A 24,114-nucleotide genomic window follows, 5' to 3' on the forward strand; every position below is an offset into this window, starting at 1 on the left:
TGTCAAGAAGAAAACCCCACAGATGGTCCGGCCTTGATGTACCGGCCCCTTGAGGCTCGGGGATCGCCCGTTACCCGATTTTGACATGACTGGCCCCCTGTTTGGGCAAATCCGAATGGCAAGATGCCGTAATCGCACAGGGCGGCGACATGCGACATCGCGTGTCATACCGCCTGGCACCACCCTCATCTGCCGGAGGAACCCGATCATGACCGCAAGCACCACACGTCGCACGGCCGCGAAGTCCCGGATTGCAGCGGTCGGCGCCATCGCGGTCGCCGGCACCATGCTGCTGACCGCCTGTGGCGACCAGACGAACTCGTACACCCCGAAGAAGGAGGGCGGCAGCGAGAACAGCGCACCGCTCTTCGCCAAGCTGCCGGCGGACATCCAGAAGGCCGGCGTCATCAAGGTCGGCACTGACGCCACATACGCCCCGATGGAGATCAAGCAGGGCGAGAAGATCGTCGGTGTCGACCCCGACATCGCCGCGGCCCTGGGCAAGCAGCTCGGTGTGAGGTTCGAGTTCACCTCCGGCACCTTCGACACCCTGCTCGGCGCACTGCCCACCGGCCGCTACGACGCGGTCATGTCCTCCATGAGCGACACCAAGGCCCGCCAGGAGGGGCTGGACAGCAAGGGCAAGAAGACCGGTACGGGTGTCGACTTCGTCGACTACTTCACCGCCAGCACCGGCATCCTGGTGAAGAAGGGCAACCCGGAAGGCATCACATCCGTCGACGACCTGTGCGGCAAGAAGCTCGCCGTCCAGCGCGGTACGACGTACGAGACCGCCGCCAAGAACCTGTCGGCCAAGTGCGCGACGGACGGCAGGGCGAAGATCTCCATCGAGGCCTTCTCGACCGACGCCGAGGCCCAGACCCGGGTCAAGTCGGGCGGCGCAGTCGCCGACCTGAACGACTCCCCGGTCGCCGCGTACATCGCCAAGTCCGCGGGCGGCGGCAACGACTTCGAGGCCATCGCCAACAAGGGGGACGCCGGCCCGTTCGGTATCGCGGTCGACAAGAAGAACACGCAGCTGCGTGACGCGCTCCGGGCGGCCGTGGACGCGATCATCGCCGACGGCACCTACAAGGCCGCTCTCGACAAGTGGGGCGCCGGTGACGGTGCGGTCACCAAAGCAGTCGTCAACGGCGGCTCCTGACCCGCGCACCGCTGAAGGGCAGTCGTTGTGAACAACAAGATCAAGAAGGTTCCGTCCGGGGTGATATCCGCGCCGGACGGGGCCCCGCCCCAGGCCATCAAGGCCATCCCGGTACGCCACTACGGGCGCTGGATCAGCGCCGTAGTCGTGCTCGCGTTGCTCGTCGGGCTTGTGTACGCCTTCTCGCAGGGCAACGTGCGCTGGGCGACCGTGCCGGACAAGCTGTTCGACCCCAGCATTTTGACCGGCCTTCGGAACACGGTCTACATCAGCGTGGCCTCCATGGCCCTGGGCCTGGTGCTCGGTGTGCTGTTCGCCGTGATGCGCTTGTCCAAGAACCCGGTGACCAGCACGATCGCCTGGCTGTACATCTGGTTCTTCCGGGGCACTCCGGTCTACGTGCAGCTGCTCATCTGGTTCAACCTCGCCCTGATCTTCCCGATCCTCGACATCGGGTTCTACCGGGACGAGATGACCGATGTCATGACTCCGTTCCTGGCCGCCCTGCTGGGCCTCGGCCTCAATGAGGGCGCGTACATGGCGGAGATCGTCCGGGCCGGCATCCAGTCGGTGGACGAGGGCCAGACCGAGGCGTCCCACGCGCTGGGCATGACCCAGGCGAAGACCATGCGGCGTGTGGTGCTGCCGCAGTCGATGCGGGTGATCATCCCGCCGACGGGCAACGAGTTCATCAACATGCTCAAGACGTCGTCGCTGGTCGTCGCCGTCCAGTACCAGGATCTGCTGCGCAGCGCCCAGGACATCGCGGCCACCTCGTTCGCGGTGATGGAGATGCTGTTCGTCGCCTCGATCTGGTACCTGGCCCTGACGAGTGTGTTCAGCGTCGGCCAGTACTACCTGGAGCGCCGCTACGCCCGAGGGTCGCTGCGGGCCCTGCCGCCCACTCCGCTGCAGCGCCTGCGGGCCAACCTGAACCTGTTCCGTCGTTCGGAGGTGGCCCGATGACCACGCACTCGATGGTGAAGGCCCAGGGCGTCCACAAGTCCTTCGGTGCCGCGCACATCCTCAAGGGCATCGACCTGGAGGTCGCCCCCCGCGAAGTCTTCTGTCTGATCGGCCCGTCCGGTTCCGGCAAGTCGACCTTCCTGCGGTGCATCAACCACCTGGAGCAGATCAACGCCGGCCAGCTCTACGTCGACGGCGAACTGGTGGGCTACCGCCAGAAGGGCGACAAGCTCTACGAGCTCAAGGACAGCGAAGTCGCCCTGAAGCGCCGGGACATCGGCATGGTCTTCCAGCGCTTCAACCTCTTCCCCCACATGACGGCGATCGAGAACGTCATGGAGGCCCCGGTCCAGGTCAAGGGCGAGGCGAAGGCAGTGGCCAGGGCCCGGGCGGAGCGGCTGCTGGACCGGGTGGGCCTGGCCGACAAGGCCAAGAACTACCCGTCCCAGCTCTCCGGCGGCCAGCAGCAGCGGGTGGCCATCGCCCGCGCCCTGGCCATGGAGCCGAAGCTGATGCTCTTCGACGAGCCGACGTCGGCGCTCGACCCGGAACTGGTGGGCGATGTCCTGGACGTCATGCGCGGTCTCGCGGAGGACGGCATGACAATGGTCGTCGTGACCCATGAGATGGGCTTCGCCCGTGAGGTCGGCGACGCGCTGGTCTTCATGGACGACGGTGTGGTGGTCGAGTCGGGCCACCCGCGCGACGTACTGACCAACCCGCAGCACGACCGGACGAAGTCGTTCCTGTCAAAGGTGCTCTAAGAGCGCAGTAGGAGGGCGGTACGGACCGATCCGGGTCCGCACCGCCCTCCTCTCCGTGCCCCTGCTCCTGCCCCCTGCTTTCTGTTCTCTACTTCTTCGGCATCAGTTCCGGGCTGAGCATCAGGGTCCGCATCTGGGCGCGGGTGAGCGGCGGGGTCTTGAGGAGCGGGCCCTGCGCCTGCGCGCTCTTGAGACCGGTGCTGCTGCGGACGGCCAGCAGTCCGCCGTCCTTCAGGGTGAGCCGGCCGACGAGCTCGGGCCCCCACAGGGGTGTGCCCCCGTACTTCATCGGGTCGCTCCAGATGGTCAGCACCCGCCCGTCCGGGAGCTCCTCGCGTACGCAGTCCGCCGGGCGATGCTCCCCGTTGGTGGGCTTGCACAGATCCGCGGCCGGATCGAGTCCGCCGAACTTCTTCGCGACGGACTCGGCATCCCTCAGGTCGACGGTGAGATAGCCGACGCCGCCGTCCCTGCGGACGGCGTACTGCCCGTCCAGTGGCCCCACCGGGTGTTCCTTGGCCTGCTCGGGGGTGGCGTTCTTGATGATGACGGCCAGCGAGACCTGTTCGACGCTCCCCACGTCCTTGGGCAGCAGCTTGACCAGCTGCTCGGCCCTGCCGCTGTTCCCCGTGAGCTCGGCAGGGGCCGCCACCGACGACTCCTTCGACTTCGCCCCCGAGGCGAGGCCCGGTACCGCGACCACTCCGGCGGCGACCACGGCGAGTGCGGCCGCCGATACGGTGACCCGGCGCCGCAGTCGCACCCGGGCGGCTCTGGCGTACACCGCCTGGGTGGAGATGACCGGCTGCCCCGCGTTCTCGGCGGCCCGCCGCAGCAGCTCATGCACGTCGTTCATACCAATTCCTCCGCCATTTCGGCGCGCAGCGCCGCCAACCCCCGAGCCGCATGGCTCTTGACCGTGTTCTCCCGCATCCCGAGCAGTCCGGCCGTGGCCTCGACGCTCAGGTCCTCCCAGTAGCGCAGCACCAGTACGGCTCGCTGCTTGGCCGTGAGCCGTGCGAGGGCCGCCCGCACCGCGAGGCCGGTGTCCGTGTCGGGCACGTGGCCCGCGCGGTCGGGCAGTTCGCCGTACGACTGTTCGCGCCGCCAGAACCGGCGGCGGGCCGCGATGTAGGTGTTGATCAGGGTCTTGCGTGCGTACGCCTCGATGTTGTCGAGCCGCCCGTACCGCCGTCCGCCGAGCACCACTTTGACCAGCGTCGCCTGGACCAGGTCCTCGGCCTCGTGCCGGTCGCCGCACAGCAGGTACGCGCTGCGGAACAGCGCGGTACGTCTGCCCTCGACGAAGGCGTGCAGCGCGGCATCGTCATCGATCCGCATCGTCGGCGCCCCTCTCCGGGCCCGCGGGTGCGGACCGTCTCACCCTTCCAGTGCGGTGGGACGCACAGCGGGTTGCAGCAGAGGACAGAAAAATAAGAGAGGCGGTACGGGCCGCTGCCCGTACCGCCTCTCCTGCACCTGCTGCCGCTACTTCACCGCGAGTACCAGGGTGTCCGACGGCGACGCCCAGACAGCCCGCGCCTCGGTGAACCCCGCCACGCGCAGGGTGTCGGCGTGCCACCGCGCGGACGGCATGTCGCCGTCCGCGTGCTCGCCGTAGATCTTGTACCGCTCCGCGGTCGGCCCGGCGAGGACCGGGTCCTTGGCGGTGAGGGCCCACCAGTCCGCCCAGTCGAGAGCACCCTCGGCCTTGGCGCGGTCCATGGTTGCGTGGCGGTGGGCGCGTTCGGCCGCGTTGATACGGGGGGTCTCGGTGTCGATCATGTGGTCGGCGTTCATGAACACCCCACCCTCCCTGACAAGCCCGCCGATCCGCCGGTAGAGCGCGGTGAGCGGTTCGGTGTGCAGCCAGTGCAGGGCGGTGGCGGTGAGGACGGCGTCGTACGAGTCGTACGGCAACTTCCCTGCCCAGTCCGGGTCCTTGAGGTCGGCGGTGACGAAGCTGACGCGCTCGTCGCCGTCGAAGTGGCCGCGGGCGATGGCGAGGAGCGCCGGGTCGAGGTCGACGCCCGTGCTGGTGGCCTCGGGGAACCGCTTGAGCAGCCGGTCCGTAATACTTCCCGTACCGCATGCGAGGTCGAGCACTCTCGGCCGGGGCCCCACAAGGGCCTCGACCATGTCCAGCATCACCCGGAACCGTTCCTCGCGGTCGGGCATGTACCACTCCTGCTGCCGGTCCCAGCTCTCCTGCCAGGCCGCCCAGTCAGTACCTGTCGTTGTCTCCGCCACGAGGAACCTCCATGTAATACCCTGGAACCGCAAAAGCCCATTACATCGTTCGCTGCATCGACTTTAGACCGACGCCGTAAGGACTACAAGTGGAACTGGCCTATTACTCGGACTCTGCCGTGCGTCTGGTCAACACCGAGGAGCCGGCCCGCAACAAGGACTCCCTCACCTCCGTCGAGGCGGTCCGCGAGCTGTTCGGCGCCAACGGACAGGCGGCCCGGCGAGCGACCGACGCGGATGTGACCCGCTTCCGGTCCGTACGGGCACGGCTGCGCGCGGTCTTCGAAGCGGCCGACGGCGGTGACGAGACACTCGCCGTCGACCTGCTCAACTCACTGCTGCTGGAGTTCCCGGTCAGCCCGCAGATCTCCGGGCACGATCTCCGCGACGAGGACGGCAAGCCGGACTGGCACATGCACCTGGCCGACCACCCGTCGAACGCGACGGCCGGGTACGCCGCCATCGCGGCGATGGGCCTCGCCTTCCATCTCACCTCGTACGGTGTCGACCGGCTCGGCCTGTGCGAGGCGGCGCCGTGCCGCAACGCCTACCTCGACACCTCGACCAACCGCTCCCGCCGCTACTGCTCGGACCGCTGCGCGACCCGCGCCAACGTGGCCGCCTACCGGGCCCGCAAGCGCCTGGAGGCGGAACGGGCCGCCGACACCGGCCGCAGCGCGGAGACCGCCCAGGTCACCACACCCCACAGCGACCGCTGATCCTTCTTCAGCGGCCGGTAGCGCGCCCGGACCCTGGCCAGCACGAGCTCCTCGGGCACCGTCCCGTAATCCGTGCTGTCACCGCCCGCGAAGGTGTTGTCGGCCAGCACCCACCAGCCGCCCCGACGGCGCTCGGCGGCCCGCTTGACGATCAGCAGATCCTGCTGGAACGGATGGCGCAGAATCACCACGTCCCCTGGGCGCACCGTCGCCCCGTACTGCACGAGCAGCCAGTCCCCGTGGTGGAGCGTGGGCACCATCGACGGCCCCGTCACCTCCACCACCTGGAACGGCATACGCGCAGCCGGCCCTCGCCCGGGCTGCTCCTGCGTCAGCTCAGGCAACTCCGGCACCTCCTGCATCTCTCCGGCACCTCCCCGGTCCGTCCAGTACACCGTCCTGCACAGCGTTCCGTACATTCGGCCACTGGGCCCATCCTCACCCTGGACTTTTGGCCTAAGCCCATGGGGGCACCCGCTAAATCCCGTCTCTCACGGAGTAATGTCCCACCTGAGAAGACGATCACGAGGAAGGACAGCTCAATGCTTTCCCGCCTGTTTGCCCCCAAGGTGAAGGTCAGCGCCCACTGCGACCTGCCCTGCGGCGTGTACGACCCGGCCCAGGCCCGCATCGAGGCGGAGTCCGTCAAGGCCGTCCAGGAGAAGTACCAGGCCAACGAGGACCCGCACTTCCGGGCCCGCGCGGTGGTCATCAAGGAGCAGCGTGCCGAGCTCGCCAAGCACCACGTCTCGGTGCTGTGGAGCGACTACTTCAAGCCCCCGCACTTCGAGAAGTACCCGGAGCTGCACCAGCTGGTCAACGACGCCCTGAAGGCGCTGTCGGCCGCGAAGGCCTCCACGGACCCGGCGACGGGCCAGAAGGCGCTGGACTACATCGCCCAGATCGACAAGATCTTCTGGGAGACCAAGAAGGCTTGATCTATGGCTAGGCCGCCTGACCTGCGGTTTCGCGGGTCGCATCGCCTACCTGTCCGCACCCGGTCCGCAGGCCGCCGAGCACGGCGTCCATGGCGGACCGGGTGCGGTCGTCTTCGCCCGGCCACAGGTGGGCGTAGATCCGCAGCGTGATGACGGCGGACGCGTGGCCGAGGACCATCTGAACCTGCTTGACGCTCGCGCCGCCGGCGATGAGCGCGGAGGCGTAGAAGTGCCGCAGGTCATGGGTCACCATGTGAGGCAGCTCGACGGGCTTGCGGCCCTCGCGCTCGGCCGCCTCGTTTTCAGCTGCCTGGAGTGCGCGGCCAGCGCAGTTCCATTCAGTCTTCCAGCGACGGTAGTTGAGGGGTTCTCCCTCCTCCATCGTGAACAGCCACCCCTTGGAGGGCGCGCGGCAAGGTGCGTGAGGAGCGCGTCGGTGACGACCTCGCCAACGGGGACGGTACGCCGGGACTTGGCGGTCTTCGGCGGGCCGATCAGGCCGGACTGGAGACGCGTTCACCGTCATCATCGGCTGGTGGACAGTCTCGTGGAGCACGTCCAGAACCCGAGATTTACCGCTCCCCTTGGTCGCCGACACCTCCCCGGCGGTGATCTTCCGGGGCATCGGCAAGAACCCGCCGACCCTCCTCGTGGACGAGGCCGACACCATCTTCGGCCCCAAGGCGGGTGAGAAGGAGGACCTGCGCGGCCTGCTGAACGCCGGGCACCAGCGCAACCGGCCGGCTTGGCGCATCTCCGGGCCGGAGCACAAGCCGACCGCGTTCCCCACCTTCGCCATGGCCGCGCTCGCCGGGATCGGCGACCTGCCGGACACGATCATGGACCGGGCGGTCGTGATCCGCATACAGAAGCGCAAATCGGGTGAGCGACTTACCCCGTTCCGCACGCGGGACTCCGTGCCTGAGTTGAACGCGCTGCGCGACCGGCTGACCTTTCGCGCGGCCCTTCCCGACCACGCCGACCGCGTCCTCGCCGACCCCGCGTGGGCCGCGCTGACAACGACCCTCGCCCGCGCCGAGACTGCCGGCCACAACCCCCGGCACCTCCTGGCCACGGTCGGCGCCCAGCGAGAACTGGACAGTGCCGACCGCCCCGCCGAGGTCCTCGACTGGCGCATCACCGCTCAACCGAACAGGCGGGCTCAAGCGGCTTGCAGGCGAAGTACGGTCAGCGGCACGTCGTCCATGTCAGCCACGCCACACCCACCGGCCACACCAGTGGCCATGAGGCCCGGAGAGCGCAGTCAGCACCGCTGACCCAGGTCAGATCCCCTCGCCACGCATCGTGGCGGGATCTGTTGGGGCTCCTTGGAGATGGCTCTGACCGGAGTTCCGGATGTTGTTGGTGATCTTGTTGAGGTCCATGGACGTCGTGCCGTTACGCCTGTGCGGGATGGCGGAGTCGTAGCCGATGGGCGTCTCTCGTACTGCCCTCGGCCGGCAGCCTGGCTTGGCGGCTGTTGCATGACCAGCGACCGCCGGAACTCGAAGGGGGCTCGCGCCGAAGATCACCAACAGCATCTCTTCCGTCCAGCATCTCAGCACCCTCTGACCTGCGGAGCAGCGGCAACCGGCGATCCCCGCCGTCTGTCACTGACCAGCGGATGCCGTAGGCCTCACGCCGGACGTGGCTGACTCGGCGCGCTTGATGTCGCGATCGGCGTCGTCTACTGGCTGGCGCTCGTGCACGTCGCCGCCCGGCTGCGCGCGGTGCTCGGGCGACCGGCCTGGCGCCGGCGCTGGGAGCGGATCGGCAGCTGGATGTTCATCGCCCTCGGGGTTGGGGTGGCCGCCACCGAGTAACGCCCGCTAGGACCGCGTCGCCCTCCCGCACTCGTCCCCAGAGGACTCGCCCCGCCCGACCGGCGCGCTGCGGTCGTACGGGTCGACCTCCGTGCCGGCCTCGTCTGCCCGGCGGTCCGTGCCGAAGGGCGGGGTGAAGTAGCCCGTGAGGGCGCCGCAGCCGCCGTTGGTCATGTCGTACTTGTACGAGACGATCGAGAACGTGCCCGGCTCGGTGATCACCTTGTCAGGGTCGTCCCAGCTCAGGACCAGCTCGCGCCGGACGATCGTGCGCACGATTTCGTCGTCGCCGCCCGCTTCCGCGCGGGTGACCGGGTAGACGAAGGTGACGTCGGCGGTCACCTGGAGCGCGCCGCGCTCGCCCTCCCGGTAGGTGAGCCGACCCCGGGTCTTCACGACGTCGCCGACCAGTTGGGTGCGGGAGGGCTGGAAGCGGCTGAAGAGGAGGAGGGGGTCGTTCTTCTCGCTCGGGGTTCGGAAAGCGGTTTTGAGAAGGTCTTGGACGTCCTTCTGGTGCGGGTTTATCAGCGCAATCGCCTTCTCGGGGCGTTCGCCCCGCAGCACCCCGCGGTCCAGGCCGGACGCGACGAGGAAGTCCCGGCTGCGGGCGAGGGCCCGCTCGACCTCGGCCGCGCTCATCCAGCCGACCGCCCCGGCCTTCGGCACGGTGATCCCCGCCGCTCCGCTCGCCCAGCTCGCCGCCGGCGAACCGCGGAACGGCTCGTCCATGGTGGGGCGTTGGGCCGCCTCCGCCGGGGGTACCTGGGTCGGGCGGGCGGTCTCGGCCGCCAGCGGCGGGGAGTCAGCGCCGGCGAACAGGTCCATTATCCGCCCCGGCGCGAGCGCCACCACCAGCAGCACCAACGAGGCCAGCAGCCCGACCACGTACCAGCCCGTGCGCCGCTTGGGCCGCGCGGGCGTGTAGCTGCGCCAGCCCTCCAGGCCGCGGCCGGGCTCCGCGCGCAGCCGCTTTGCCGCGTCGCGGGCCCGCGCCGACGGCTCCTTGGGCGCGTCGGCGGCACCCGCCACCGACTCGCGCAGAAACCGCTCCCACTCCTCGTCGGACCTGGATGAGCCGTCCGGCTCCGTGCCCGCGCCCATCCCCAACCCCCTGGCAATCAGCAGACCGCGGCCCACTCCCCTGGGACGCGTCCGCATCATGACACAGAGCGCTGACAGCGAGGCCGGCTGGGCGGACGGTGTGCGCGCCACCCTTTCTCAACTGGCCAACTGAAGGGTTCTGACCGCCCTCGGCCACACCGGTGGATACCACGTTGTGAACCGCTATGTGATGGCCATCCGGGAGGGCATCGCGGTCCCTGCCAGAATCAAAACCTGGGGGCGTCGCCCAGCACCGCGCGCAGCCGGGCGTCGACGTGGTCGCGCTTCCACAGGTAGCCGTTGGGGTGACTGGTGGTGATCTGGGGGCGCGGCAGGTCGATGTGCGGCAGGGGCGGGAGGTCGAGGAGGGGCCCGATCAGCGTGGTGGCGTCCTGCCGCCAACTGGTGCACCGGACGGTGTGCCAGCCCGGGCCGCTCTGCCACGACTCCGCAACCTGCGGGACTGCGCAGTCCCGTTCCGGGGAGCCTAGGGTCAACGCCCGCCAGGGGCCAGCCGTTTATCCGGGGCGGGGGCGTGCCACCCGGCGGGATCCCCGCCGTCACCGTGCCCCTGCCGGTGCTCGTCCGGTCCGGGGCCCTCGCGCTGGTCCGCTTCCCGGCTGCGATACTGTCCGTCGCCGTCCGCGTGGCCACCATCGTCTCGATCGACCTGCTGCAACCGGCAGTGTTCGTCGCCGATGGCTCTCGCCTCACCCGCGGGAACCATGTGGAGCCGAACGGCGCTGATACCCCTCTTCGTACGTGGCGGACGGGAATGGTCCCGGCCCGGACCGGACACCCGCTGAGCCGCGGCTGTCCGCCGTGGGCCGGGGCGCCACCGATGCCCCCCCCAATATGCGACCGATGAGTTTCCAGTACGGGATCAGTCGGTATGGGTGGACATGCGCGCACGACGGACATGCGCTCACGACAGGAGACAGCGATGACCACCGAGGGCTTCACCACATGTCTGTGGTTCGACGGGCAGGCCGAGGAGGCGGCGGAGTACTACCTCTCGGTCTTCAAGAACTCGCGCCTCGGCAGGATCGGCCGCTACACCGAAGCAGGGCCCGGGCCTGCCGGATCGGCGATGGCGGTCGAGTTCGAGATCAACGGCCAGAAGTTCGTCGGGCTGAACGGCGGGCCGCAGTTCACCTTCAACGAATCCATCTCGTTCCAGATCCACTGCTCGGACCAGGACGAGGTGGACTACTACTGGAGCAGCCTCACCGACGGGGGCGAAGAGGGGCCCTGCGGCTGGCTGAAGGACAGATACGGCGTCTCCTGGCAGGTCGTCCCCGAGGCGCTGATCGATCTGATCGGCGACCAGGACGCCGAGAAGGCCGCGCGGACCACCGCGGCGATGATGGCCATGAAGAAACTGGACATCGCCGAGCTGCAGAAAGTGCACGACGAGGGCTGACAGCCGCCGATGCGGCGGTGAACCCGTAGTCACCGCCGCTCGCCGCCCCTGGCGCGACGCGGACCGAGGAAGGCGCCGGCAAGCAGGGCGCCGGCCAGGCTCCTCTGCCGGTGTCGCCCGCCGTGGCGTCAGTCCGTTTTCAGCAGATGCCGATAGCTGTCCGGATGCTCCCTCAGATAGGTGGCCAGGCTCATCGCCGGATGCCCGGTGAGGTTCGGTACGGCGTCCGAGACCGTGGACATCTCGCCGGTGGCGATGGCCTCGTACGACGTCACCCAGCCGGCCACCTCCCAGTCCTCGGCACCGTACTGCGCCCGTGAGGCATAGGCCTCCTCGCGGGTCTCCGGTACGTAGGTGATGGTCCGGCCGGTGACCCGGCCCATTTCCTCGGCAGCTTCGGCGAGAGTGAACGCCTCGGGACCCGTGAGGTCGTACGTGAGCCCGTCGTGGCGGGTGTCGGCGCTCTCGGTGTCGGCCAGCAGCACGGCGGTCGCGGCGTCCGCGATGTCCTCGTGCGCCACCGCCGACACCCGGCCGTCGCCACCCGGACCGCGCAGCACCCCGTCGGCTCCGGTCATCGCCGGGAGCCCGGCGAGGTACAGGCTGTCGCGCAGGAAGGTGTAGCGCACATCGGCGGCCCGGATGTGCGCCTCGGTGTGCCAGTGGTCCCGGGCGAAGGTGAACGTGGCGTCCGGCGCCGCGCCGAGGAAGGAGATGTACACGAGGCGTTCGACGCCCACCGCGACCGCCGCGTCCACGGCCGTCGTGTGCTGGCGCACCCGGTCGGGGCTCTCGTGCGCCGAGACGAGGAACAGCGTGTGCGCCCCGGCGAGAGCGCGACGCATGGCCTCCCCGTCACCGTAGGGGGCGGGCGGTGCGGCGACGGCGCCGGGCAGCTCCGGCAGCCGGGACGGGTCGCGGCCGAGGAGCCGCACAGGCACACCGGCGCGCACCAGGCGCTGTGCGACACGGCCGCCGACCGCACCGCTCGCGCCGGTGACGGCGACGATGGAGGCGCCTGGGTCTGTGGGGGGTGAGGGGTTCATGCGGGGTCGCCTTCCTTTCGCAGCCAGGGGCGCACCTCCACGACCGCGTCCACCGGGACGGGTCCGTAGATGTGCGGGAACTCCTCGCCGCCGGGCGCGACGGACTCGTACCGTACGGGTGCCTGGAGACGAGCGGGATCGATGGCGAGGACCACCAGATCCTGGTCACCGGTCCCGGCCCGGCTCCCGGCGCCGTACAGCATCTCGGCCACGCCTGCGAGCTGGTGCGGCAGCGAGCAGTGGATGAAGCCCTCTTCGTGCAGGGTGCGGCCGCGGGTGGACATCTCGTACGTCCCGATCCCACGGGCCGCCTCCCACAAGGGGCCTTCGGTGAGGTGCAGCAGCAGTTCGGCCATGGGCCAAAGCTAGCTGCGTCGACGCGCCCTGCGGGCCATCAGCGTGGCCGCCGATCCGGCAGCGAGCAGAACTGCCGCGATGCCGCCGAGAATCCATACACCGCCGTGGGAACCCGTGTTCGGGAACGAGCCCCCGTGGCCGGGGTCGTCCGGCCGGTTGTGGTCGGGCTTGTGCGGCCGGGAGTGGGTGGGGGTGGGCTTCGGTGCGGGTGTCGTCTCCGAAGGGGCTGGGGTGGGTGATTGCCTCTCCGAAGGGGTCGGGGTGGCCCGGCCGGTTTCAGGTGCACCCGGATGCCCCGATACGTAGGGCCGCGTCGGGGCATGTCGTGCGCGCGAGCGCGCGTCAGGCCGTATCCGCCAGCAGTTCGGCCTCCACCCGCGGGTCCAGACCGACCGCGGCCCGGTCCGGCCGTTGCGGGGCCACGCCATCCAAGTCGACCAGCCACTTCCAGGTATCGGTGACCGTCTCGCCGACCGGCCGACAGCGCAGACCGGCCGCGTACGCCTTGCTGACGTCACCCCGGTGCATGGTGTCGTACAGCTCGCCCGGCGGCAGCCAGACCGGCAGGTCGCTCCAGGGCTCCACACCTGCCGCGAGGATGGTCTGAGCGGGTGTCCAGCGGAGTTCCGCGTCCGAGCCGGTGGCGCGTACACAGGCGTCCAGCAGCTGCCCCATGGTGGCGTGGCCCGGGCGGCTGACCAGGTTGTACGGCCCGTGCAGACCACCGCGACCCGCGTCCAGGAGCCAATCGGCGAGGTCACGGGCGTCGATGTACTGGAGCATCAGGTCCGGTGTCCCCGGGGCCAGTACGGGCCCGCCGCGGGCGATCCGCAGCAGCCACCAGGGCAGTCTGCCCACGTTCTCCCAGGGGCCCAGGATCAGTCCCGCGCGGGCCAGCAGGGCCCAGTCCCCGAAGGCGTCGAGTGCGGCCAGTTCGCCGCCGCGTTTGGCAAGGGGGTACGAGACGTCCCCACCGGCGTCGGGCGAGGCACCGGCCACCAGCGGGCCGTCCTCGGGCAGACCGGCCGGGGCCGGGTAGTCGTACACGGAACGGCTGGAAACGTACGCGTACCGGGCGGCCCGGTCGGCCAGCAGACGGGCCGCGTCCCGTACGGCCGAAGGGGCGCCGCTCCAGGTGTCGACGACCAGGTCCCAGTCGGGCGTACCCCCGTGGCGGCCGGCGGCTGCTGCCAGCGCGGCGAGGCCGTCGCCGGTGGTGCGGTCACCGAGGAGTTCCGTCACGCCCTGCGGGGGTGCGTGACGGCCTCGGTGGAACACCGTGACCTCCCAGCCGCGCGCGAGCGCCGCCTCGGTGACGGCGCGACCGACGAATTCCGTACCGCCCAGCACCAGAAGCCTCATGGGGGCCGACTCTGCCCGCCGGACGGCCGGGCCGGAACAGGTTCTCGCTCTTGGCGGAATCGGACAGCGGTCCTTCACTGTGTGCGGGCTAGCCGGCTGCGGTTGCGCAGCAGCCACTGGTCGTACCCGGCCGCCCGCTGGGCCGCCTCCCGGTAGGCCGCCTCCCGGTAGGCCGCCTCCAGCTCCCCGTACACCGTCGTCATGTCGGCGCCCGGCCGGGACACCAGCAGCAGCCGTACGGCCAGGGGGTCGTCGCGCAGCGGACGGATCGCCATGTCGTCGCGCGGCCCGGAGGTGGGCTGGCAGGGTGCGACCGCCTCGCCGAACACCCGGCGCAGCCCGTCCCATTCGCCGTCCACCGTGGGGTCGACCATCCACCGGTCGGCGGCCAGGTCCCCGAGGTCGACCACGGGCCGGGCGGCGGCCGGATGGTCCCGGGCCATGGAGATGAACTGCGGTTCGCGGTCCATGAGTACGTGCTGCTCAAGGCCCTCCGGGATGGCCAGCGGACAGCCCTCGACCTCATACACGAAGGCGACATCGAGCCCGCCCGCATCGACCGTATGCAGCAGGGCACTGGCCGATACGTCGACCCGCAGCGAGATGTCCGTGCCGGGCAGCCGGAGCCGGAGCCGCAGCCTGCGCAGCCAGCCGCCGATGACCCTGCTCGTGGTGCAGCCGATGCGCAGCTGCGGGCCCGAGGCGCGAACCGCGTCGTCCTCCGCCTTCGCCTCGCTGACCAGGGCGGTCATTCCGTCGTCCGATGACCGGACGGGTTCATCGGACAGGTAATCGGCAGGAGACCCCCCATGAGACACCCCAGGACCGTCATGTCGGCCGTGGTCGGCCTCGGCTTCGGACTCGCGGCCGCACTGGGCGCCGCACCCGCCATCGCCTCCTCTCCCGCGCCCGCCGCACCCCCCGCCGCCTCGGAGGCCCACGCGGGCTACACCTCCGACTCCAGGTCGCACGAGAGCGCCGCCGCGAACAAGGCGTTCTTCGAGGCGGTCGCCAAGTCCGTCGCCAGGAAGCGGGCGGAGAACCCCGGCACCCAGGCGGTCACCATCGTCTACAGCACCGCCAACGCACCGAGCTTCCGCACCGAGATATCCAGCAGTGCGCGGATCTGGAACAGCTCGGTCTCCAACGTCCGGCTCCAGGAAGGCTCGAACGCCGACTTCGCCTACTACGAGGGCAACGACCCGAGCGGTTCGTACGCCGGCACCGACGGGCACGGCAACGGGTACATCTTCCTCGACCACGCACAGAACCAGCAGTACGACTCGACCCGCGTCACCGCGCACGAGACCGGTCATGTGCTCGGCCTTCCGGACCACTACTCCGGCCCGTGCAGCGAGCTGATGTCGGGTGGCGGCCCCGGCCCGTCCTGCACCAACCCGTATCCCAACGCGAACGAGCGCAGCCGGGTGAACCACCTGTGGCAGAACGGCTTCGCGGTCGCACTCGCCCGCAGCGGCTCCTGACCACTGTCCGGCTGCTCAGCGGCACCGGGGCCACCTCGTAGGACGGGGTGGCCCCTTGAGCCGCTGACGGACAGGTGAACGCTCGCCCCCACTTGATCCGCCCGCAGCGAACGGACCGGGCGCGCCACTCGTTCCGAGGGATGCTGGAATCGGATCCCGGCCCGACGCCGCGCTGGGGCTGGGACGACCTGCGCTGACCTACGGGTTGTTGAGTGCGGTACGGACCAGGGTCAGCAGCTCGTCCTCCGTCATCCCCAGCTCGCGCGCGTCCGCGACCACTTCGCGTACACGCTCCAGCAGCCGGGCCCGGTGCGGGGATGCGCCGCCGGTGACGACCGCACCGCGCCCCCGGCGCAGTTCGATCAGCCCCTCCTCGCGGAGCTGCTGATAACCCCGCAGCACCGTATGGACATTGACCCCCAGGGAATCGGCGAGCACGCGGGCGGCGGGCAGACGCTCGCCCGGCACCACCGTCCCCTCGGCGACGGCGCGGCGCACGGACGCCGCGATCTGATCACCGAGCGGCACGGTGGAGGTGGGATCGACCCGGAAGAGCATGATCAGTGCTCCGCTCGGCGCTGGTCGATGAGGGTGTTGAGGAGCGCGGCGCCGGTCGCCGAATCGTCGACGGTCACCGCGAAGTCCCGGCCGCCGGCCAGTGTCGCCACGATTCCCTCACCGGAGCGGATCATGACACCGCTCCGTCCCGGTCGGATGCGATAGCCCCATCCCCCGTACTCCGCAAGGGGGTTGATGTCCCTGCTGGTCGCGGCCTCGATCCGGTCGAGCGGCACTCTGAGGCGCGGCCAGGGCAGCATTCCCGAGATGGTGATGCCGCGCCGGTCCACCACCACGTACGGCCGGGCGAAGGCGGCCAGCAGCACACCGAGGAGCAGCAGCGGAATCGCGGCCGCCCAGCCCGAGACGAACAGCAGCACCACCCCGCCGGCCACGAGCGCGAGCGCGATCAGCGGCAGCCACCAACTCCCGGCGCTGCGCGCCCATCCGGCGACCTCCCCGTCGGCGAGCGCGATCCGCGCACCGTCCCCGGCCTGCCCGGTCGCGGCCGGCTGCTTCGGTACGGGACCGAGCGCGGCCAGCACCATCCCCAGCCCTCCGGCGAGCGCGGCGACCCCCAGGGCGACGGCGAGCTGCCACATCGGGAACAACACACCTTGCCCCTCCCCCTGCGCATTCTCACCGGCATCCACGTTGGCGAGCAGCACTGCTGCCATCACCCAGCCGAGGAATCCGGCGAAGGCGTATCCACCGGCGACCAGCCAGCGGTAGGCCCACCCGTAGAACTTCCCTCGCACCACCGTGAGGGCCCACAGAGCACCGGTCACGGCGAACAGCAGAACGCTGGCCACGGCGTGCCACACCTGCCCCGCATAGCCGTCCGCCCGACCATCGGCCTGGAAGTGACTGGCCAGTTGTCCGGGAAGCCGATCGCGGAAGACGGCGAGCAGCACCAGATCGGCGACGAGCGCGAGCAGGAACGGCAGGGCGACGAGAGTCGCTCGGCCCAGATTCTTACGCTTCATGAAAACCTCCATTGTTTGCATGCTAATAGAACAATGGAGGTGTGGCAAAACTTTGACGGCATGCCGTCGGGGGTGGCATGCCGTCGGGGGTGGCGGGATCAGGTACGGACCGCCCTCGCAGTGGTCAGGAACAGTCCGACGAGCAACTGGAGGGCGGCAACAACCGGTCAGGCAGGGAAGATCAAGCCAGCTCCAGCGGGAACGCACCCCGGTGCCCGGTGCCGGCACCCTGGTCCGGGCGGGGCTCGTACTCGCGGCAGCTCCAGATCTCCTGGACGAATCCGGTCCGCCGGTCCCACAGATCCAGGACATCGCCCTCACCGGCCGCCCCGCGGTAGGCGTCCTTGGCGCCGCGGAAGCATGCGAGGCCGCCGGAAAGGCCACGGCCGGGAGACGGGAAGTAGTCCGAGAAGGCGCAGGCGATGCAGGTCTGCAGGCGCACGCCGGGCGGCAGGGCGCGCTGGATCGTGGCGAGGGCGGACGCGAAGTCGCTCTCTGCACGATGGGACCGGTAGGCCGCCCCGCCGAACTGCAGCTCCAGGTAGAGATACGGATCGGGGCGGCGCAGCGACAACAGGCAGCTGAGCGTGGCCTGATGGACGGCTCCGTCCCAGAGGACCGGGAGCGGCAGGTCCCACTCCAGGACACAGTCGCCCAACGCACCGTCCACCAGGGCGAACAGGTCGTCGGCCGGTGGTGTGCCGGCCACCGGGGCGAGGCCGTCGAAGCTTTCGCCCTCGAAGTCGACGCCCCTGGTCCGGAGGCGGAGTTGCTGTCCGTCGGTGGTGAGGATGACGGCGTCGGAACCCTGCCGGTCCCGGTACCACCCTGCCCATGACTCATCTGTCATGGGCACGGACTGTAGCCCGTGCCCATGACAGCCGCCCGGTCGCCCTCCTTTTCGTCTCACGGGCCTTGTGACCTCGGCACCTTGCTCCGTTCTCCTTCCTCCGCCCCCTTCACCGGTCTCGGCGCTCCGCTCCTTTCTCCGCGCCCCCTCCGATCCCGCTCTGCGTACCGCTCCCTCCTCCCCGTGCTCAGTGCGTCCGGCGGGTGACGAACTCCGCCAGGGTCAGGAGATCGCCCGCCGGGGCCAGGTCGGGGACCGCCCGGGACAGGTGGTGGACCGCGCGTGCCATCCGGTCGGCCGCACAGATCTGCGCCCAGTCCCGGCCGCCGGCCCGGTCGACGGCATCGGCGGCGCGGCTCACCTCACCGGGTGTATTCATCGACCCCCGGTAGAGCGCGGCCAGTTCGGCCGCTGCGGGCGTGCCGGAGGTCAGTGCGGCGACCACGGGCAGGGACTTCTTGTGGGCGACGAGATCCGCCCCGACCGGCTTTCCGGTCTGCGCCGGATCCCCCCAGATGCCGATCAGATCGTCGATGAGCTGGAAGGCGAGGCCCGCCTCCCGGCCGAATCCGTCCATCGCGCCGACCGCCCGCTCCCCCGCGCCGGCGTACAGCGCACCCAGTGCGCAGGCGCAGCCGAGCAGAGCGCCCGTCTTGGCGGTGGCCATGGTCAGGCACTCGTCCAGCGAGACTTCGTCCGGCCCGCGGCCCTCGAAGGCGCAGTCGGCCTGCTGGCCTGCGCACAGCTCGATGACACAGGTCGAGAGCCTCGCCGAGGCGCGGGCCGAGGCCGGGCCGGTGTCCTCGGCGAGCAGCCGCTGGGCGAGGGCGAGCATGGCGTCACCGGCGATGACCGCGTCCGGAATACCGAAGACCGCCCAGGCCGTGGGCCGGTGCCGACGAGTCCGGTCCTCGTCGATGACGTCGTCGTGCAGCAGGGTGAAGTTGTGGGCCAGTTCCACGGCGACGGCTGCCCGTACGGCCCGTTTCGGGTCGCCGCCCAGCGCCCGGGTGGCGGCAAGGACGAGCGCGGGCCTGATCGCCTTGCCCGCCCGTCCCGATGACGGGGTGCCGTCGGCCTGCTGCCAGCCGAAGTGGTACATCGCCACGCGGCGGATCGATCCGGGCAAGGAGTCGACGGCGGCGTGCAGATGGGGATCGACGAGGGTGCGGGTCTGTTCCAGGAGGGCGGTGGCCTCCCGGCTCTGCGTTGCGAGGGCGGCCGGGTCGTTGTCACCCGGGGCCCGGGGTGTGGGTGGTTGGGGTGCGTGGTGGGTCTTCACTGGGGCGTCCTCCCGAGGCCGCCCCGGGCACGGCTGCCCGGTGGCGGAGGTTGACGGGGGCCCGGACATCGCCGTCCGGGCCCCCGATGGGCTACCGCCAGCGGCTGACCTCTACGTTTTCCAGTACGCCGAGGGCGTCCGGTACGAGGATGGCTGCGGAGTAGTAGGCCGTCACCAGGTAGGAGATGATCGCCTGCTCGTCGATGCCCATGAACCGGACCGACAGGCTGGGCTCGATCTCGTCGGGGATGCCGGTCTGCTGGAGTCCGATGACGCCCTGCTCGGCCTCACCCGTCCTCATGCAGATGATCGACGTGGTCCGGGCATCGGTGACCGGGATCTTGTTGGACGGGAAGATCGGTACGCCCCGCCAGGCCGGCACATGGTGTCCGCCGACCTCCACGCTCTCCGGCACCAGACCGCGCTTGTTGCACTCACGGCCGAATGCGGCGATGGCCCGCGGATGCGCCAGGAAGAGCTTCGAGCCGCGGCGGCGCGAGAGCAGTTCGTCCATGTCGTCGGGGCCGGGCGCCCCGTCGTGCGGCTGGAGGCGCTGCCCGTAGTCGCAGTTGTTGAGCAGACCGAACTCGCGGTTGTTGATCAGCTCGTGCTCCTGGCGCTCGCGCAGCGCCTCGACCGTGAGCCGCAACTGCTGCTCGGTCTGGTTCATCGGCTGGTTGTAGAGGTCGGCGACCCGGCTGTGGACCTTCAGCACGGTCTGGGCGACGCTGAGTTCGTACTCGCGCGGCGCCGATTCATAGTCCACGTACGTGTGCGGGACGACGGCTTCGCCGACATGGCCGGCGGAGAGATCGATCTCCGCCTCGCCGTACTTGTTGGTGCGCTGCTGCGGAATGCTGAGCAGTCCGGCGAGATGGGTGCGGAGCGAATCCGCGCGCTCGGCAAGATTCAGCACATCGGCCCGCCTCAGCGTCAGCACCGTGCAGGCGGTGACGGCACGGGCCGTGTACTCCCAGACGGCGTCGCCGTCGATCAGGGCGTGGTCGCCGAAGTAGGCCCCGTCGGCGTGGACCCCGAGCACCGTCTCGTCCCCGTACGGGCCGCTGCCGACCTTCTCGACCTTGCCGTGCGCCAGCAGGAAGACACGGTCCGCCGTGTCCCCGGCGCCGGCCAGTACCTGGCCGGCTGCGATTTCACGCTGCTCGCACCGCCGGGCCAGCTCGCCGAGCACCTCCTCGTCGCCGAACTCCCGCAGGGCGGGGAGCTCTCCGAGCTCGGCGGGGATGACCGCGACCCGGTCACCGGTCTGCACGAAGGTCACCCGGCCGTCCCCGACCGAGTAGCTCAGCCTGCGGTTCACCCGGTAGGTGCCACCCTGTACCTGCACCCATGGCAGCATCTTCAGCAGCCACCGTGAGGTGATCTCCTGCATCTGCGGAGCGGACTTGGTGGTCGTCGCGAGGTTCCGCGCCGCCGCCGTGCCCAGACTCTGCTGCGGTGGCACCGGCGCGTCCTGAACCTCTTCACCAACGGACATCTGACGTCCTCTCGATCATCGGCTGACCTGCGTGAAGAAGCCTTTCAGCACGGAGAGTCGGCACGCCATTACACAAAAGAGTGTGACTATCCGGGCTTGGGGCTGGGCACGACGCTCAGCGATGTCCACGGGTCCCATTAATTTGCATCCCTGATGCAACTTATCTACCGTGTCCGTCATGCGGCTGACGAGATTCACCGACGTGGCGCTGCGCGTACTGATGCGCCTCGCCGTCGCGGAGAACGAGGACCCGCCGACCACCCGGGAGGTGGCGGCGACCATGCAGGTGCCGTACACCCACACCGCGAAGGTCGTCGCCAAGCTCCAGCACCTCGGCCTCATCGAGGCGCGCCGGGGCCGCGGCGGCGGGCTCAGCCTCACCGGAGCGGGCCGGGCCGCCTCGATCGGCGGACTCGTCCGGGAGCTGGAGGGACCCGGCGACGTCGTCGACTGCGAGGGCACCACCCCCTGCCCCCTGCGCTCGGCCTGCCGACTGCGCGGCGCCCTGCGCCAGGCGGAGGACGCCTTCTACGCCTCGCTCGATCCGATCACCGTCTCCGAACTCGTCACCTCCCCCACAGGGCCGCTGCTGATCGGCATCAGCAGAGGCCGCCCGGCCGCCGACTGAGCCACTGCACACCACACCACGGGCGCCACCGCCCGGCTTCACACTGCCCAAAAATACGAATCTCAAATACCAATTCAAGGAACGAGGAGTCACCGATGCTCTCCGAGACGTCGACCACCACCGTCCGTGCCACCCTCCCCGCCGTGGGCGCGGCCATCGGAGACATCGCCGATCTCTTCTACCGCAAGCTCTTCGACGCCCACCCCGAGCTGCTGCGTGACCTCTTCAACCGCGGCAACCAGGCGTCCGGCGCCCAGCGTCAGGCTCTCGCGGGCTCCATCGCCGCCTTCGCGACCCAGCTGGTCGAGCACCCGGACACCCGCCCCGACGTGATGCTCAGCCGGATCGCGCACAAGCACGCCTCGCTCGGCGTCACCGCCGCGCAGTACGACATCGTGCACACCCATCTGTTCGCCGCCATCGCCGAGGTACTCGGCGACGCGGTCACCCCGGAGGTCGCCGCCGCCTGGGACGAGGTCTACTGGCTGATGGCGGGCGCCCTGATCTCGATCGAGGAGCGGCTGTACGCACAGCAGGGCGTCGTCGCCGGTGACGTGTGGCGCGAGTGGGAGGTGGCCACCCGGATCGAGGAGACGGCGGATGTCGCCACCTTCCAGCTCCGCCCGGCAGACGGCGCACCCGCCCCCGCCTTCCGCCCCGGCCAGTACGTCTCCGTACAGGTGGAACTCCCCGACGGGGCCCGCCAGATACGCCAGTACAGCCTCTCCAGCGCCCCCGGCTCCCCGCTCCGCTCGATCACCGTCAAGCGGGTGCACGGCGGCGGCTCGCCCGACGGCGAGGTCTCCCGCCATCTGCACGCCGAGGTCGGGGCCGGCCACCGGCTGCGCGTCTCCGCCCCGTACGGCGATCTCGTACTCGACTCCGTCGACGCCCCGCTCCTGCTCGCCTCCGCGGGCATCGGCTGCACCCCGATGCTGTCGATGCTGGAACACCTCGCGGCGACCGGACACCGCGCCCCGGTCACCGTCGTGCACGGCGACCGCTCCCCCTCCGACCACGCGATGCGCACCGACCACGCCCTGCTCACCGGCAAACTCCCCGACGCCGTCGCCCACTTCTGGTACGAGACCCCGGAACCCGGCCACCGGGCCGACCGCACCGGCCGGGTCGACCTGAGCGGCCTCGCGATCGCCCCCGGCACCCACGCCTACCTCTGCGGACCACTGCCCTTCATGCGCGCCGTACGCACCCAGTTGCTGGCCAAGGGCGTCCCGGCTGCGGACATCCACTACGAGGTGTTCGGCCCCGACCTGTGGCTCGCCCAGGGCTGAACCCGGCCCACTGCTGGCGGAATTGACCGGAACGGCTCGCACACGGCCCGAACAACCGGTCCGAGGATGGGCCGGAGACCCTGAGGCCCGGTCAGCGGCGTGATGATCCACCACACGGCCACCGAGGGCACCGCCTCCACCGTCCGCATCTGCCGCGACGGCTGTCCGGAGCTGCCCGGCCCGCTGTGCCACGGCGTGATCGCCAAGGACGGCCGGATCCACCTGGTCGGCTACGGCCGCGCCAACCACGCCGGACTCAGCGACGACGACGTACTGCGCGCCGTCGTCGCCGAGAAGCGCCTCACGTCCGACAACGAGGCCAACACCGACGGGAACAGGCACTTCTACCTCTGATCTTGGCCAGTGCTCCGCCCTTCAGGACTCTGCTGAGGAATGCGTGATTCGAGCAGGGCTGGGTCGTTGGTCCGTCACGATTGTTGTGGTCGTGGGCGGGAGGGCCGAGAGAGATGTCGCTGGAGCCACGGGCTGATCGTGGGGTGCCGGAGGTGACGGCCCGGGTGGTGCGGGCAGCGTTCCCGAAGGGGACGTTGGCGGTGCGGATCCGGGAGGCGTTGGGCCCGCTGTTTGAGGACGAGGCGTTCGCCGGGGCGTTTGCCGTCCGGGGACGTCCGGCTGTCTCGCCGGGGGCGTTGGCTTTGGTGTCGGTGTTGCAGTATGCGGAGGGGCTGACCGATCGGCAGGCCACTGACCAGGTGCGGGCCCGGATGGACTGGAAGATTCTGCTCGGCCTGGAGCTGGACGATCCCGGATTCGAAGCCTCCGTGCTGAGCCTGTTCCGTTCCCGTCTCATCGAGCACAAACTGGAACAGACGACGCTGGAACTGGTGCTGGAACGCTTGCGCGGGCTGGGCCTGCTGAAGGCCGGTGGCCGACAGCGGACCGATTCCACGCATGTGCTGGCGGCGGTGCGGACGCCGAACAGGATGGAGTTCGTCGGCGAGACGCTGCGGGCGGCGCTGGAGGCGCTGGCGGTCGCTGCCCCGGCATGGCTGTCCGGCCTGGTCACGGCCGAGTGGGCCGAGCGCTACGGGCCGCGCGTGGACGACTACCGCTTCCCCAAGGGCGAAGAGGTCCGTGAACAGTGGTCTGAGCAGGTCGGACGGAACGGGTTCGTCCTCCTGGAGGCGGTCTACGCCCCCGCGGCTCCGGACTGGCTGCGCGAGATCGAGGCGGTGCAGGTCCTGCGGGTCTCCTGGGTCCAGCAGTACCACCGCGACGAGAGGGGGGTGCGCCGGCGGGAGGGCAAGGATCTCCCGCCGGTTCATCACCGGTTGTGCTCGCCCTATGACACCGATGCCCGTTACGGGATCAAGCGCGGCTCGGGCTGGACCGGCTACAAGGCCCACCTGACCGAGACCTGTGAGCCGGATGCGCCGCACGTGATCCAGTCTTGAACGTCGCTCTACGATCGGCTATGGCAGACGCCAAGCTCTCGCCACGGAAACTCGCCGCCCGTATCGGCGTGGCACCCAAGACCGTGGAACGGTGGCTGGCCGATGCCGAGTTGGTACCTCATGCAAGGAACCGTGTCGACGCGTGCCGGGCGCTGAAGGTGGACGAAGAGATGATCTGGCCGAAGGCCGTACAGGAACGCGTGAAGA

23 protein-coding genes and 5 pseudogenes are annotated in these 24,114 nt (G+C 69.9%); 12 read left to right on the forward strand and 16 right to left on the reverse strand.

The features are described from left to right. The first annotated feature begins 208 nt into the window (after nt 1-208). The 3 genes from OG953_RS14550 to OG953_RS14560 are packed head-to-tail and all read left to right on the forward strand — an operon-like array spanning nt 209 to nt 2,895. Nucleotides 209-1,165, forward strand: a complete 957-nt coding sequence (locus OG953_RS14550) for an ABC transporter substrate-binding protein (protein ID WP_405684618.1) — start codon at nt 209-211, stop codon at nt 1,163-1,165. Nucleotides 1,166-1,192: 27 nt separating this feature from the next. After that, nucleotides 1,193-2,131, forward strand: coding sequence for an amino acid ABC transporter permease (locus OG953_RS14555; RefSeq protein WP_405684619.1), 939 nt, complete (start codon nt 1,193-1,195; stop codon nt 2,129-2,131). Continuing rightward, nucleotides 2,128-2,895 (forward strand): amino acid ABC transporter ATP-binding protein, encoded by a 768-nt coding sequence (locus OG953_RS14560; RefSeq protein ID WP_405684621.1) that lies wholly within the window; start codon nt 2,128-2,130, stop codon nt 2,893-2,895. Before OG953_RS14555 ends, OG953_RS14560 begins: the two co-directional genes overlap by 4 nt. An 88-nt stretch (nt 2,896-2,983) precedes the next feature. Here OG953_RS14560 and OG953_RS14565 read toward each other — a convergent pair whose 3' ends face one another. The 3 genes from OG953_RS14565 to OG953_RS14575 form a co-directional block, all read right to left on the reverse strand. Further along, complete coding sequence (locus OG953_RS14565; protein WP_405684622.1) at nt 2,984-3,751, reverse strand: hypothetical protein; 768 nt, start codon at nt 3,749-3,751, stop codon at nt 2,984-2,986. Continuing rightward, complete coding sequence (locus OG953_RS14570; protein ID WP_405684623.1) at nt 3,748-4,236, reverse strand: SigE family RNA polymerase sigma factor; 489 nt, start codon at nt 4,234-4,236, stop codon at nt 3,748-3,750. The genes OG953_RS14565 and OG953_RS14570 overlap by 4 nt, the downstream gene beginning before the upstream one ends. 147 nt (nt 4,237-4,383) lie before the next feature. Continuing rightward, nucleotides 4,384-5,145 carry a class I SAM-dependent methyltransferase gene (locus OG953_RS14575; RefSeq protein WP_405684624.1) on the reverse strand — a complete coding sequence of 254 codons (762 nt, stop codon included), beginning with the start codon at nt 5,143-5,145 and terminating at the stop codon, nt 4,384-4,386. Nucleotides 5,146-5,234: 89 nt separating this feature from the next. Between OG953_RS14575 and OG953_RS14580 the strand changes: the two genes are divergently transcribed. Continuing rightward, nucleotides 5,235-5,864 (forward strand): CGNR zinc finger domain-containing protein, encoded by a 630-nt coding sequence (locus OG953_RS14580; RefSeq protein ID WP_405684625.1) that lies wholly within the window; start codon nt 5,235-5,237, stop codon nt 5,862-5,864. Here OG953_RS14580 and sodX read toward each other — a convergent pair. After that, a complete protein-coding gene (gene sodX / locus OG953_RS14585; protein ID WP_405684627.1) occupies nt 5,768-6,226 on the reverse strand; it encodes a nickel-type superoxide dismutase maturation protease in 459 nt (152 codons plus the stop codon). The genes OG953_RS14580 and sodX overlap by 97 nt on opposite strands. Before the next feature lie 180 nt (nt 6,227-6,406). Between sodX and sodN the strand changes: the two genes are divergently transcribed. Beyond that, complete coding sequence (sodN, locus tag OG953_RS14590; RefSeq protein ID WP_093899557.1) at nt 6,407-6,802, forward strand: superoxide dismutase, Ni; 396 nt, start codon at nt 6,407-6,409, stop codon at nt 6,800-6,802. A gap of 7 nt (nt 6,803-6,809) precedes the next feature. Here the strand turns inward: sodN and OG953_RS14595 are convergent. Then, nucleotides 6,810-7,315: pseudogene (locus tag OG953_RS14595) on the reverse strand (tyrosine-type recombinase/integrase); the annotation flags it as partial. Between the two features lie 71 nt (nt 7,316-7,386). Here OG953_RS14595 and OG953_RS14600 point away from each other — a divergent pair. Next, nucleotides 7,387-7,752, forward strand: a pseudogene (locus OG953_RS14600) (hypothetical protein); the annotation flags it as partial. Nucleotides 7,753-8,631: 879 nt separating this feature from the next. On the opposite strand, the gene OG953_RS14605 reads toward OG953_RS14600, so the two are convergent. Further along, nucleotides 8,632-9,726, reverse strand: coding sequence for a hypothetical protein (locus tag OG953_RS14605; protein ID WP_405684628.1), 1,095 nt, complete (start codon nt 9,724-9,726; stop codon nt 8,632-8,634). Between the two features lie 236 nt (nt 9,727-9,962). After that, nucleotides 9,963-10,142 (reverse strand): annotated as a pseudogene (locus tag OG953_RS14610) (hypothetical protein); the annotation flags it as partial. A gap of 527 nt (nt 10,143-10,669) precedes the next feature. Here OG953_RS14610 and OG953_RS14615 point away from each other — a divergent pair. Continuing rightward, entirely contained in the window at nt 10,670-11,149 is a 480-nt protein-coding gene (locus OG953_RS14615) for a VOC family protein (RefSeq protein ID WP_405684630.1), read from the forward strand. Between the two features lie 128 nt (nt 11,150-11,277). Here the strand turns inward: OG953_RS14615 and OG953_RS14620 are convergent, their stop codons facing one another. The 4 genes and pseudogenes from OG953_RS14620 to OG953_RS14635 form a co-directional block, all read right to left on the reverse strand. Continuing rightward, nucleotides 11,278-12,195, reverse strand: coding sequence for an NAD(P)H-binding protein (locus OG953_RS14620; RefSeq protein ID WP_405684632.1), 918 nt, complete (start codon nt 12,193-12,195; stop codon nt 11,278-11,280). After that, a complete protein-coding gene (locus tag OG953_RS14625; protein ID WP_405684633.1) occupies nt 12,192-12,551 on the reverse strand; it encodes a DUF952 domain-containing protein in 360 nt (119 codons plus the stop codon). Before OG953_RS14625 ends, OG953_RS14620 begins: the two co-directional genes overlap by 4 nt. 343 nt (nt 12,552-12,894) lie before the next feature. After that, a complete protein-coding gene (locus OG953_RS14630; protein ID WP_405691827.1) occupies nt 12,895-13,902 on the reverse strand; it encodes an NAD-dependent epimerase/dehydratase family protein in 1,008 nt (335 codons plus the stop codon). A gap of 86 nt (nt 13,903-13,988) precedes the next feature. After that, nucleotides 13,989-14,672 (reverse strand): annotated as a pseudogene (locus OG953_RS14635) (LysR substrate-binding domain-containing protein); the annotation flags it as partial. A 51-nt stretch (nt 14,673-14,723) separates the two neighbouring features. Between OG953_RS14635 and snpA the strand changes: the two are divergent. Further along, nucleotides 14,724-15,398, forward strand: a complete 675-nt coding sequence (snpA, locus tag OG953_RS14640; RefSeq protein WP_405684635.1) for a snapalysin — start codon at nt 14,724-14,726, stop codon at nt 15,396-15,398. Nucleotides 15,399-15,596: 198 nt separating this feature from the next. On the opposite strand, the gene OG953_RS14645 is transcribed toward snpA, so the two are convergent. The 5 genes from OG953_RS14645 to OG953_RS14665 form a co-directional block, all read right to left on the reverse strand. After that, complete coding sequence (locus OG953_RS14645; protein WP_405684637.1) at nt 15,597-15,956, reverse strand: GntR family transcriptional regulator; 360 nt, start codon at nt 15,954-15,956, stop codon at nt 15,597-15,599. 2 nt (nt 15,957-15,958) lie between these two features. Continuing rightward, nucleotides 15,959-16,942: a DUF1648 domain-containing protein gene (locus OG953_RS14650; RefSeq protein WP_405684638.1), complete on the reverse strand. Its 984-nt coding sequence runs from the start codon at nt 16,940-16,942 to the stop codon at nt 15,959-15,961. Between the two features lie 181 nt (nt 16,943-17,123). Next, nucleotides 17,124-17,792 carry a DUF6304 family protein gene (locus tag OG953_RS14655; protein ID WP_405684640.1) on the reverse strand — a complete coding sequence of 223 codons (669 nt, stop codon included), beginning with the start codon at nt 17,790-17,792 and terminating at the stop codon, nt 17,124-17,126. A 187-nt stretch (nt 17,793-17,979) separates the two neighbouring features. After that, nucleotides 17,980-19,143, reverse strand: coding sequence for a family 2 encapsulin nanocompartment cargo protein polyprenyl transferase (locus OG953_RS14660; RefSeq protein WP_405684642.1), 1,164 nt, complete (start codon nt 19,141-19,143; stop codon nt 17,980-17,982). A gap of 22 nt (nt 19,144-19,165) precedes the next feature. After that, entirely contained in the window at nt 19,166-20,572 is a 1,407-nt protein-coding gene (locus tag OG953_RS14665; protein WP_405684643.1) for a family 2B encapsulin nanocompartment shell protein, read from the reverse strand. 178 nt (nt 20,573-20,750) lie between these two features. On the opposite strand from OG953_RS14665, the gene OG953_RS14670 reads away from it, so the two are divergent. From OG953_RS14670 to OG953_RS14685, 4 genes and pseudogenes are all read left to right on the forward strand, one after another. Next, entirely contained in the window at nt 20,751-21,200 is a 450-nt protein-coding gene (locus OG953_RS14670) for an RrF2 family transcriptional regulator (protein WP_405684645.1), read from the forward strand. A gap of 95 nt (nt 21,201-21,295) precedes the next feature. Next, nucleotides 21,296-22,492 (forward strand): globin domain-containing protein, encoded by a 1,197-nt coding sequence (locus OG953_RS14675; protein WP_405684646.1) that lies wholly within the window; start codon nt 21,296-21,298, stop codon nt 22,490-22,492. An 84-nt stretch (nt 22,493-22,576) separates the two neighbouring features. Continuing rightward, a pseudogene (locus OG953_RS14680) lies at nt 22,577-22,840 on the forward strand (N-acetylmuramoyl-L-alanine amidase); the annotation flags it as partial. Nucleotides 22,841-22,959: 119 nt separating this feature from the next. After that, entirely contained in the window at nt 22,960-23,907 is a 948-nt protein-coding gene (locus tag OG953_RS14685; RefSeq protein ID WP_405684647.1) for a transposase, read from the forward strand. Nucleotides 23,908-24,114 lie beyond the last annotated feature (207 nt).

The organism is Streptomyces sp. NBC_00057, from assembly GCF_045041165.1.
Taxonomy (GTDB): domain Bacteria; phylum Actinomycetota; class Actinomycetes; order Streptomycetales; family Streptomycetaceae; genus Streptomyces.

Excerpts from the sequence above, each read along its gene's own strand:
- OG953_RS14550 (WP_405684618.1), top strand. The coding sequence starts at position 209 with ATGACCGCAAGCACCACACGTCGCACGGCCGCGAAGTCCCGGATTGCA.
- OG953_RS14560 (WP_405684621.1), top strand. The coding sequence starts at position 2,128 with ATGACCACGCACTCGATGGTGAAGGCCCAGGGCGTCCACAAGTCCTTC.
- OG953_RS14565 (WP_405684622.1), bottom strand. The coding sequence starts at position 3,751 with ATGAACGACGTGCATGAGCTGCTGCGGCGGGCCGCCGAGAACGCGGGG.
- OG953_RS14570 (WP_405684623.1), bottom strand. The coding sequence starts at position 4,236 with ATGCGGATCGATGACGATGCCGCGCTGCACGCCTTCGTCGAGGGCAGA.
- sodX (WP_405684627.1), bottom strand. The coding sequence starts at position 6,226 with ATGCAGGAGGTGCCGGAGTTGCCTGAGCTGACGCAGGAGCAGCCCGGG.
- sodN (WP_093899557.1), top strand. The coding sequence starts at position 6,407 with ATGCTTTCCCGCCTGTTTGCCCCCAAGGTGAAGGTCAGCGCCCACTGC.
- OG953_RS14605 (WP_405684628.1), bottom strand. The coding sequence starts at position 9,726 with ATGGGCGCGGGCACGGAGCCGGACGGCTCATCCAGGTCCGACGAGGAG.
- OG953_RS14615 (WP_405684630.1), top strand. The coding sequence starts at position 10,670 with ATGACCACCGAGGGCTTCACCACATGTCTGTGGTTCGACGGGCAGGCC.
- OG953_RS14620 (WP_405684632.1), bottom strand. The coding sequence starts at position 12,195 with ATGAACCCCTCACCCCCCACAGACCCAGGCGCCTCCATCGTCGCCGTC.
- OG953_RS14625 (WP_405684633.1), bottom strand. The coding sequence starts at position 12,551 with ATGGCCGAACTGCTGCTGCACCTCACCGAAGGCCCCTTGTGGGAGGCG.
- snpA (WP_405684635.1), top strand. The coding sequence starts at position 14,724 with ATGAGACACCCCAGGACCGTCATGTCGGCCGTGGTCGGCCTCGGCTTC.
- OG953_RS14645 (WP_405684637.1), bottom strand. The coding sequence starts at position 15,956 with ATGCTCTTCCGGGTCGATCCCACCTCCACCGTGCCGCTCGGTGATCAG.
- OG953_RS14650 (WP_405684638.1), bottom strand. The coding sequence starts at position 16,942 with ATGAAGCGTAAGAATCTGGGCCGAGCGACTCTCGTCGCCCTGCCGTTC.
- OG953_RS14655 (WP_405684640.1), bottom strand. The coding sequence starts at position 17,792 with ATGACAGATGAGTCATGGGCAGGGTGGTACCGGGACCGGCAGGGTTCC.
- OG953_RS14660 (WP_405684642.1), bottom strand. The coding sequence starts at position 19,143 with ATGTCCGGGCCCCCGTCAACCTCCGCCACCGGGCAGCCGTGCCCGGGG.
- OG953_RS14665 (WP_405684643.1), bottom strand. The coding sequence starts at position 20,572 with ATGTCCGTTGGTGAAGAGGTTCAGGACGCGCCGGTGCCACCGCAGCAG.
- OG953_RS14670 (WP_405684645.1), top strand. The coding sequence starts at position 20,751 with ATGCGGCTGACGAGATTCACCGACGTGGCGCTGCGCGTACTGATGCGC.
- OG953_RS14675 (WP_405684646.1), top strand. The coding sequence starts at position 21,296 with ATGCTCTCCGAGACGTCGACCACCACCGTCCGTGCCACCCTCCCCGCC.
- OG953_RS14685 (WP_405684647.1), top strand. The coding sequence starts at position 22,960 with ATGTCGCTGGAGCCACGGGCTGATCGTGGGGTGCCGGAGGTGACGGCC.